At 42.4% G+C, this 9,697-nt stretch carries 8 protein-coding genes, 1 tRNA gene and 1 rRNA gene; 7 read left to right on the top strand and 3 right to left on the bottom strand.

Annotated elements, in window-relative coordinates; all coding sequences use genetic code 11:
• Nucleotides 1-100, bottom strand: a 16S ribosomal RNA gene (locus tag H6G26_RS14765); the annotation flags it as partial.
• A gap of 806 nt (nt 101-906) precedes the next feature.
• On the opposite strand from H6G26_RS14765, the gene rsmA reads away from it, so the two are divergent.
• From rsmA to H6G26_RS14730, 7 genes are all read left to right on the top strand, one after another.
• Entirely contained in the window at nt 907-1,731 is an 825-nt protein-coding gene (gene rsmA / locus H6G26_RS14760; RefSeq protein ID WP_190729963.1) for a 16S rRNA (adenine(1518)-N(6)/adenine(1519)-N(6))-dimethyltransferase RsmA, read from the top strand.
• A gap of 108 nt (nt 1,732-1,839) precedes the next feature.
• On the top strand, nt 1,840-2,793 hold the full coding sequence (gene ispE, locus H6G26_RS14755; protein ID WP_190729962.1) for a 4-(cytidine 5'-diphospho)-2-C-methyl-D-erythritol kinase: 954 nt from the start codon (nt 1,840-1,842) through the stop codon (nt 2,791-2,793).
• A gap of 78 nt (nt 2,794-2,871) precedes the next feature.
• Nucleotides 2,872-3,201, top strand: a complete 330-nt coding sequence (locus tag H6G26_RS14750) for a DUF3082 domain-containing protein (protein WP_190729961.1) — start codon at nt 2,872-2,874, stop codon at nt 3,199-3,201.
• 418 nt (nt 3,202-3,619) lie between these two features.
• Nucleotides 3,620-4,225: a sporulation/spore germination protein gene (locus H6G26_RS14745; protein ID WP_199326881.1), complete on the top strand. Its 606-nt coding sequence runs from the start codon at nt 3,620-3,622 to the stop codon at nt 4,223-4,225.
• Between the two features lie 170 nt (nt 4,226-4,395).
• Nucleotides 4,396-4,467, top strand: a tRNA-Gly gene (locus tag H6G26_RS14740).
• 549 nt (nt 4,468-5,016) lie between these two features.
• Entirely contained in the window at nt 5,017-6,198 is a 1,182-nt protein-coding gene (locus H6G26_RS14735) for a low temperature requirement protein A (RefSeq protein WP_190729960.1), read from the top strand.
• A gap of 399 nt (nt 6,199-6,597) precedes the next feature.
• Nucleotides 6,598-6,816 carry a hypothetical protein gene (locus H6G26_RS14730; RefSeq protein ID WP_190729975.1) on the top strand — a complete coding sequence of 73 codons (219 nt, stop codon included), beginning with the start codon at nt 6,598-6,600 and terminating at the stop codon, nt 6,814-6,816.
• Between the two features lie 404 nt (nt 6,817-7,220).
• Here H6G26_RS14730 and H6G26_RS14725 read toward each other — a convergent pair whose 3' ends face one another.
• Both H6G26_RS14725 and ftsH3 read right to left on the bottom strand, forming a co-directional pair.
• Nucleotides 7,221-7,448 (bottom strand): hypothetical protein, encoded by a 228-nt coding sequence (locus H6G26_RS14725; RefSeq protein ID WP_190729959.1) that lies wholly within the window; start codon nt 7,446-7,448, stop codon nt 7,221-7,223.
• A gap of 299 nt (nt 7,449-7,747) precedes the next feature.
• A complete protein-coding gene (gene ftsH3 / locus H6G26_RS14720) occupies nt 7,748-9,589 on the bottom strand; it encodes an ATP-dependent zinc metalloprotease FtsH3 (RefSeq protein ID WP_190729958.1) in 1,842 nt (613 codons plus the stop codon).
• Nucleotides 9,590-9,697 lie beyond the last annotated feature (108 nt).

Raw genomic sequence — 9,697 nt, 5'->3', positions numbered from 1 at the left:
ACTCACCCGTCCGCCACTGTGTCCGAAGACACCGTTCGACTTGCATGTGTTAAGCATACCGCCAGCGTTCATCCTGAGCCAGGATCAAACTCTCCGTTTTGTTGTGTTTCGAGTTTGTGGCTCCGAAAAAATATTTTCCGGAATCCTAGTTATAATTTCGATTGTTTTTTTGGGAAATCCCAAAAGCAAAATCTTTTGACGAGGATTGGTTTTTTCTTAAGCTTTCAAAGTATTATGTTTTTCAGGTTCAGTCGTGGTTGGCGTCTCTCGCCTTCCTACTTAACTAGAATAACTAGTCATCCCCTAGTTTGTCAAGGGGTAAATTTATTTTTTTTCTAAAAATTCAAATTGCTTGCCTGACATGGGTTTCAGGTGAATGGGTTAAGTAACGGGAGGGACGCAAAAACGAAGTGGCTAAACTTTCCTGCATGAATAATGCACGTTGCTAGTTACTTAGTAGATTGGATATGATTCAGGTTTAATGATTATAGTAATCATTATCGAAAAAGGCACTGAGCAGTCTTCCTGAAGGGATTTACCCTGAATTCAAACGCCCGAAGTAACTATATATAATAATGCGGAGCTTGCTTACGGTTTAAGACTCCCATCCTATGGTTGGCACTTGTATCGATATTCGAGTACTCGAAGAGGTTACGCGATCGCGATCGCCATCGCTATGTTCGCAAAGCTTCTCTAAGATGAGGATAGGCATGATCCGTTACAGTGAGTCTAGCGCTGTAGAAGGATTTCACAATTTATGAGCGAAAAATTTGGGGAACTGGAAAAAAGAAAAACTACCGCACTCATTGCGGAAATTTAAGTGCGATTGCATGATAATTGTCCAATTAGATTTTTTAATTAGAATTTCGAGAAAAAGCTAAAAACTAGACTAGGCAATAAATACAGATGATCCGACCGCGCAAGGTCTTTGCTCAACATTGGCTAAAAAGTGAAAAGGCGCTCAATGCAATTATTCAAGCAGCAGAGTGTACAGAAAGCGATTGCGTCCTGGAAATTGGCCCCGGAACCGGCATTCTGACTCGTCGTTTATTACCTTTAGTGCAATCTCTGATTGCAGTTGAAATAGACCGAGACTTATGCCAACTGTTGTCGAAGCAGCTTGGTAAGACTGAAAATTTTTTATTGCTGCAAGGCGATTTTCTCACTCTAGATTTACCATCTTATCTGGCAGCCTTTCCCAATTTCCACAAGCTAAATAAGGTAGTAGCCAATATTCCTTACAACATTACAGGGCCAATCATTGAGAAGCTACTGGGTACGATCGCTAACCCCAATCCCGAACCATTTGATTCAATAGTGTTGCTGGTACAAAAAGAAGTAGCAGAAAGATTATATGCTAAACCAGGCTCAAAAACCTTTGGGGCGTTGAGTGTGCGCGTACAGTATTTGGCTGAGTGTGAGTTAATCTGCACAGTCCCAGCGGCCGCATTCCATCCACCGCCAAAAGTTGATTCAGCAGTGGTGCGGTTGCGTCCCCGAAAAATAGAAATACCAGCGCTTAATCCCCGACAGTTAGAGAATTTTTTAAAGTTGGGGTTTGGTTCCAAGCGCAAAATGTTACGAAATAATTTGCAATCAGTTATAGAACGCGATCTCTTGAACCACTTACTGGAACAATTAAAAATAAATCCCCAAGCCAGAGCCGAAGATATCAGCGTTCAGCAATGGGTAATCCTAGCAAATGAGTTAGGAGTTAAAAGTCAGGAGTAAGCAGTTAAGAGTTATGAGTGAATATCATAGATGATTGCTTTGATTCAAAACCCAAAATTCATCCATTCCCAACTAGCAACCCATAACCCTTAAATTTTAACTTTCAAAATGCGTTCTTATAGCTTAATTGCCCCTGCTAAAATCAATTTGTATCTGGAAATCATTGGCGACCGTCCCGATGGCTATCATGAGTTATCGATGATACTTCAAAGTATCGGACTTGCAGACCAAATTGATATACATTCCATAAGCACTGACAGTATTCGCGTTCGCTGTAACCACCCACAAGTACCGATAGATAAAACTAATCTGGCATACCGAGCAGCAGAATTAATGGCGATGCAATTTCCCGAAGCCTTCGCTCAATATGGGGGTTTGGAGATTAACATAAACAAGCAAATTCCCGTAGCCGCTGGGTTGGCTGGAGGTTCGACAAATGCAGCAGCTGTGTTGGTAGGGATAGATCTATTATGGAAATTGGGATTAACTCAGCCAGAATTAGAGGAGTTGGGAGGTACACTTGGTTCAGATGTACCATTTTGTGTAGCGGGTGGAACTGCGATCGCAACAGGTAGAGGTGAGCAACTTTCTGCCCTACCAAGTTTAGATAATATATATGTAGTATTGGGAAAATACCGCAGCCTGGAAGTTTCCACGGCTTGGGCATACAAAACCTATCGACAGCAGTTTGGTAATTCTTATACCAGAGATAGCTACAACTTGGCAGCGCGTGCTAATGCAGTTCATTCAGGAGCAATAGTAAAAGCTGTCGTAGATAAAGATGCGGGAGAAATTGCCCAAAAACTGCACAATGATTTAGAGCGCGTGGTATTACCAGCCTATCCTCAAGTTTTGCAACTGCGAGAAGTGTTTGCAAATCAAGAAGGCGTTTTAGGAACAATGATGTCTGGCTCTGGGCCAACAGTATTTGCTCTTTTTGAGTCTCAACAGCAGGCAGAACTAGTTTTGCTGCAAGTGAGAGAAGCAATTCTTGATAAGAATTTAGAATTGTTTGTAACTCGGACAATCACACATGGTATTAAAGTGGCTTCGTCTGTTTAAATAATTCTTTTTGCTTAATGAAGCATAGGAAATAGACAAGAATTATTCTTAATGGCCCAATCTAAAATCTAAAATCGTATGAGTGACCAAAATTTAACGCCACAAACGGATACTAAAATACAGGCGACAGCAAGTCCCTTACGCTGTTTAACTGGGGCGGTTATTTCTGGAGGAATGGGATATGCAATGTATTCTCTGATGATTGCGATCGCTACAAATTTTGCTACTAAACCTGTTCATTCAATTAATCCATTGGTGATTAAAATTTCTTCTGCTGTTCGGACTCTGGTTGTTGGTGTAGTTGCTTTAGGAAGTGGGATATTTGCTATAGTAGCAATTGGTTTGTTGGCTTTGGGAGTGCAATTATTAGTGCAGGAATTGACTAAGCAAAAAAGTAGTGAAAACTAGTACTTTACTCTTATCTCAATTCTCAAGTCGGGTGGATCTCTTGCGATCGCTGGATACGAGCCAATTTCTAACACATATTGTGTCAAAACCTTGAGCTTTAATACCAATTCTGTATAAAGATGCGTCAAACTATATGAGGGACGAACCGTATAGACGCGGAACGGCTTCCCGCACGGTAGGGCGCATTCGTGTAGCGTCTCCTAGAGAAGGACAAAAAGAAAGGAGAAGCCAATAAAATTTGGCGCAGTCCCACAAAGAATTGGTATAACGGGACTTAGACAAAAATTAAGCCCAAATCTTGACTTTGACAGATTTCGGGTTGACACTTTATAAACTGGCTCAATATTCGCAAATTTGTGTGGAATTGATACCAGCAACACTGAAGTTGATAGCAGCAACATTACTTGTGAGCAAAATTATGAATACAACCAATAAATATTTTTTACCCCTTATTTTTGTGACAATTATTGTCAGCCTCAGCAGTTGCAGTTCTAACCCCACCGCTCGTAATATTGACAGTGGAACGCCATCTTCTACCACAACACCGACGAATAGCTCATCGTCTCAGACTTCCGAGCAGATTCCTAGCGTAGCTCAATTAAGAGAAAAATCTCCTAATAAAGAATCTCCTAAGGAAAATACGCCTTCCTCATCAACTCCTAAAGTTGCCGCTAGCAGAACTACCAACATCACACTATATACAAGTGATACCCAATGTCAACAACTCATTCCCGAAAAGGTTTCAGTAGCAGCTGAGGAACCAGTGACAAATGTAGTAAGTAAAATTTTAGAAAAACGAGATACAAGCGACTTTAGCTTGTCTGGATATCGTGTCAACATTAAAAATGGCATTGCTATAGTTGATTTGCGAATATCCCCTGATTCAAAGCGACAAATAGCTTCTCTTTCTAGTTGTGAACAGTTTGCTCTGTTTGGTAGTCTCCGCAAAACCCTAACAAGTAATGCCCAATGGAATATTAAAGAGGTTCGCTTCACCGAGCGAGGTGAAGACATTGTTCTTTAGTTAAATATGATAGTAAGTGCCATCATCAGCTAGCTAAAAAGATTTTCCAATATGAACAGTTACAGGACTCATATATCAGAAGTTGCTAAAGCAGTGCATATTTTAGCCAACTGAAAACAGCTGTAAATAGTGGTATAATTGATGTCAGCCATAGTTGATAGCAGCAATTCGCGGGTGTAATTCAGTGGTAGAATGTCATCTTCCCATGGTGAACGTCGTGGGTTCGAGTCCCATCGCCCGCTTTAAAATCAGAACCTAGCTCTTTATGTGATTGCTCCTGTTGGCACAGTTGCTTATGAGTTTGTTGAGCCAGACTTAACTAACTATCTATAGTCTGCGGACATCGTTACTATACTGCATATACTACAGGTTGCCGATAACGCGCCGATGTTTAACAGACTAATATTTCTATTAGACTTGTCCGAAAATTCAAAAAGCAGTCTGTGTCTGGCTTAGAAATGGTTTCAATTCCAGAAACTAATTCTGACTTTTCACGGCATATGGAAAATCTCATTGTTGCGGTTTCCTAAACCCTGATTTTTTCGTTAGCTATTGTCATTAACTTACAGCTATTGATAATTAGGCTGTGGAAAAAGCCACGCTTTTTCGAGGCTTGAGGACTTCCCGTGAAAAGTCAGAAACTAATTATGTGTTGCCCACAATATGTGGTAGGCACAATTGATGAATTGTATTGTCAGCAGATTTTTAGCAATTTACGCAGAGACGCCTATGCACTCGCTAATGGATGACAGCTAATGCTAAAAAACAATTAGCGATTAGCAATTAGCACTATGGCAAATTTTCTCCAACCACCAAGGTTACGCATTGGTGAAGACACTGAAGAAGAACGACACGCCACTTGGCTGGAACTGTTTTATGATTTGGTTTTTGTAGTTGCAGTTTCTCAACTCGCTCACAATCTCAACGAAGATGTCTCTTTATCAGGATTATTTGGGTTTGTAGTTCTATTTATACCAGTTTGGTGGTCATGGATTGGCACCACATTCTATGCGAACCGCTTTGACAGCGATGATGTGGGACATCGCCTGCTGATTGGTATACAAATGCTGACAGCAGCAGCAATGGCTATTAATATCCACCACGGTTTGGGTGAGAGTTCCCCTGGTTTCGCCATTTCCTATGCTCTTGGTCGCGCTGTGCTTGTAATAGAGTACGTTCGTGCTGGAAGACATATCCCCTCCGCACGTCCTTTGACTACTCGCTACGCTATTGGTTTTGCGATCGCAGCTTTGCTTTGGCTAATATCAGCATCTGTACCCATTCCTTGGCGGTTCGGATTTTGGACACTGGGAATCATTATTGACTTCGCCACACCTTTAACAGGACGGAAGTTTCACATGGGGTTACTTCCCCACGCCTCCCACTTACCGGAACGTTTCGGGCTATTTACCATTATTGTCTTGGGTGAAGCAATCATTGCAGTGGCCAATGGTGTTTCTGAGCAGAAATGGGATGTTTTAACCGTGATTTCCGCCGTGTTTGGTCTAATTATCGCCTTTAGCTGGTGGTGGGTTTATTTTGATAACCTGGGTGGTAAACCTATTGAGATAGCACGGACACATGGAAAAGTTGGTGTTGTTAATCTCTGGCTCTACACCCATTTACCGCTAGTGATTGGGATTACTGCTGCTGGAGTTGGTGTAGAACAAATCTTGTTGACTAAGCCAACCTTAGCACTACCTGACTCCCAGCGATGGCTCATCTGTGCTTCAGTAGCATTATGCTCTCTTGCTGTCAGCATTCTACACAGATTTGGGGTAATCCGTTATTGCAAAATTCGTTCCCAGTATCGACTTGCGGGTGCAGTTGTACTGCTAGCGATCGCCATCTTTGGCAAAGGTTTGTTACCTGTTGCAGTCATTGCCCTTGTAGGTGTAGTTTCTGCTGCTCAAGTTGTTCAAGATTTATATCAGAGTCGTCCCACTACCCGCTTGGTTGACCCAGAAATCTAGCTCATAGCGTAGTAGTAGCGGACACCTGTGCGCTACTACTATGTATCCACCCGAAATCAAATTTGAGGAATTATCTGTAAGGCATCTATCCTATGGAGGATTTTAAGCAAAATATAAATATTTATTTATATAGTTATTTAAGAATTATGTAGTTTTAGCATTCAAACCCGACGCTGTAATGCTGAAAACTCAACGTATAGCTGTCTATCAGAGGTAACAGAACCAATAGATGAATGTCAAGATAAGGAGATGTACCTTTGGGCAGTGAAGTCAAGTAGGTGAAATATTTATTAATATATTTAATAGGAGTGTAAATTCAACGTCAGGAATCAGAAAAAATTCTTAATGGCAGGTATTTCACATCAATCATCAGATTTTTCACCAATGGAACAGAAGATTATGAAAGACCAAGAACCATCAGACTCTAAAGAATTCGTCGGAAATCTCAAGAATGGAATCTGGCTGTTCGGATTGTCATCCTGGGTATTCGGCATTACCGATCGCAGTATTGCTTCATTTGCGGATGGTTATTTATCTGCTTTAGATTTGACGCAACTATTCACGGCGGCTACGTTCTTCGTAGCATGGCTATTTTTGAAACCGACATCCAGAGTTTAAGATAGGCGACTGGTTGAGTATCGAGTCATGAAAAATAGAGCAGAAGTAATCAGATTAAATGCACATGGTTGGTACGTGAAAAAAATGACAGATCATTTTAATCGCACTCCAAAACCAAACTCTTGAGAGGTTTTACACAAATAGCGGAAGCTTGCTCTAGAAGGGCTTTGGGAATTGCCGGGTCAAGAAAAAGACGAAATTAAATTTTTGGAAGAATGCCTCAAAAAAGAGCCACGTACTTACAATAGTCGTCAACTCACCGAAAAATGAGAACGCGAAGCTGCTAAGGGAGCCGCTTCGCTAATGCTAAATTAAATTGAGTTCCGACAGATTATCAGGGGCCTTTATTGTATTGGTAAGCAAGAAGTGTTTACGCACACAGCTTAGGGGATATCGCTAAAAAATCAAGCCGAGTTTAGAAACCACTCAAAATAGCTAATCTCTGGGACTACACCCATTCTCACTGGTAAAATCGAAACTCCTAATCCACGTGATACGTACAGAGCGATCGCACTATCTCGATACCAACCACTGAGATAACGTCCGCTATCAGACGGACGTAAAGGAACAAAGCCAAATAATGGCATAATCATTGCTAGATTCGGGTCATAGTCAACTGGATTGTACTCCATGATGGGTTCGGGAATTTTTCACAATCCAGACTTCTCAAATTTTAGCTACATTGTATCTTTTTCCTTTTAAAGTCAGAGTTCTAGGTTTTTGATTTGGGTGTATCTAGAAAAATTTTTCTAATTTTCCGGAATTGATTCTGCTCAAGTGGTAGTCTCTATCAGACAAGCGATTTATACTGAAACTCTATAACGAAACCTTCGGGGTATATAACCCCAAATTAAAAGCCCGGTCTTCATGACCGGGCTTTTGTAACAATTAGGAGTTAGGAATTATTCTTAACCCCTAACTATTCATTAAATTAAGCAAACGCAGCAGTTGTCACATCGTTATTCGACAGAATTTCTTGCAACTCTTCAGCGTCTACTGTTTCTTTATCAACCAGCATTTGGGCTATCTGATCTAAAATGTGACGGTTGCCCACTAACACTTCTTTAGCGCGTGTATAGGCTACATCCACAAGTTTGCGGACTTCTTCATCAATGGCTGCGGCGGTTTCTTCAGAGAAATCACGCTCTGACATGATATCTCGTCCGAGGAACATATTACCTTGCTGACGACCAAGAGCAACAGGGCCTAAGCGATCGCTCATGCCAAATCGGGTAATCATCTGACGCGCAACCCGTGCTACTTGTTGCAAGTCATTAGAAGCACCAGTGGTAACTTCTTCTTCACCAAAGATTAATTCTTCAGCAATTCGACCACCCAAAGCTACTGCCATCTGATTTTCCAGATAAGCGCGGCTGTATAAACCAGTGTCCATCCGGTCTTCGCTGGGAGTAAACCAAGTTAAACCACCTGCGCGACCGCGAGGGATAATGCTAATTTTCTGGACAGGATCGTAGTCGGGCATCAAAGCACCAACTAAGGCGTGACCAGCTTCGTGATATGCTACCAAGGTTTTGCGCTTTTCGCTCATTACCCGGTCTTTCTTCTCTGGGCCAGCTAACACGCGATCGATCGCGTCGTTGATTTCATCCATCGAAATTTCAGTCAAATTCCGGCGTGCTGCCAAAATTGCGGCTTCATTGAGCAGGTTGGATAAATCTGCGCCAGTAAATCCAGGGGTACGACGGGCGATTTTATCCAAATCCACATCTTTCGCCAAGGTCTTGCCACGGGCGTGAACCTTGAGAATTTCGCTGCGTCCGGCATAGTCGGGACGGTCTACCACAACTTGACGGTCAAAGCGACCAGGACGCAACAGTGCTGCATCTAAGACATCAGGACGGTTAGTAGCGGCAATAATGATGATGCCAGTATTACCTTCAAAGCCGTCCATTTCGGTGAGCAACTGGTTGAGGGTTTGCTCCCGCTCATCGTTACCACCACCTAAACCTGCACCCCGTTGACGACCTACTGCGTCAATTTCATCGATGAAGACGATACAAGGAGCATTGGTCTTAGCTTGTTCAAATAAATCGCGGACGCGCGATGCACCCACACCTACGAACATTTCCACAAATTCCGAACCGGAGATTGAGAAGAAGGGTACACCTGCTTCACCTGCTACGGCACGAGCTAGGAGGGTTTTACCTGTACCAGGAGGGCCGACTAATAGTACACCTTTAGGAATTTTTGCACCAACGGCGGTAAAGCGATCGGCGTTTTTCAGAAAGTCTACGACTTCGTTTAATTCCAACTTGGCTTGGTCAATACCAGCAACATCACCAAATGTCACCTGAGTTTGTGGTTCCATTTGCACTCTGGCTTTTGATTTGCCAAAGTTCATCGCTTGGCTGCCTGGGCCACTTTGAGCGCGACGTAGTAAGAAGAATAAGCCAACCAAAAGCAATACAGGGAAAAATAAGCTGCTTAGTGCCTTAAACCAAAATCCTTCGTCGGTTTGGGGCAAAACAGAAATATCAACGCCTTTTGAAGTCAGAGTATTGATCAGGTCTGGATCGTTGACTAAGGTAACAATCCGTTTAGCTGGGTCATATTTGGGTGTAACCAGTGCTGTGGAGCGATCTGCACTCAAACTGACTTTTTCTACTCTGCCTTGTTGAACTTCTTGAATAAAGCGACTATATCGCCATGTCTCTCTGCTTTGGGGTTGTTTGTCAAAAAATGCTGTTCCCAGCGCAATGACGACAATAAACAGCAGCGCGTACAGCCCTGCATTTCTCCATCTTTTATTCACTAAGGTCTATCCTCCGGTATTTTTCGCGCGTTAGCCGTTTAGCGGGCGCTTTGCGCCATCGCGTAGCGTCTCTGCTCGGAAAAGTCATTATTAAGAATTATGTTAACT

This window comes from Nostoc sp. FACHB-888, assembly GCF_014696655.1.
Classification (GTDB): domain Bacteria; phylum Cyanobacteriota; class Cyanobacteriia; order Cyanobacteriales; family Nostocaceae; genus Nostoc.
Note: the sequence above shows the minus strand (reverse complement) of the source record. Positions and strands in the feature narration are given on the sequence as shown.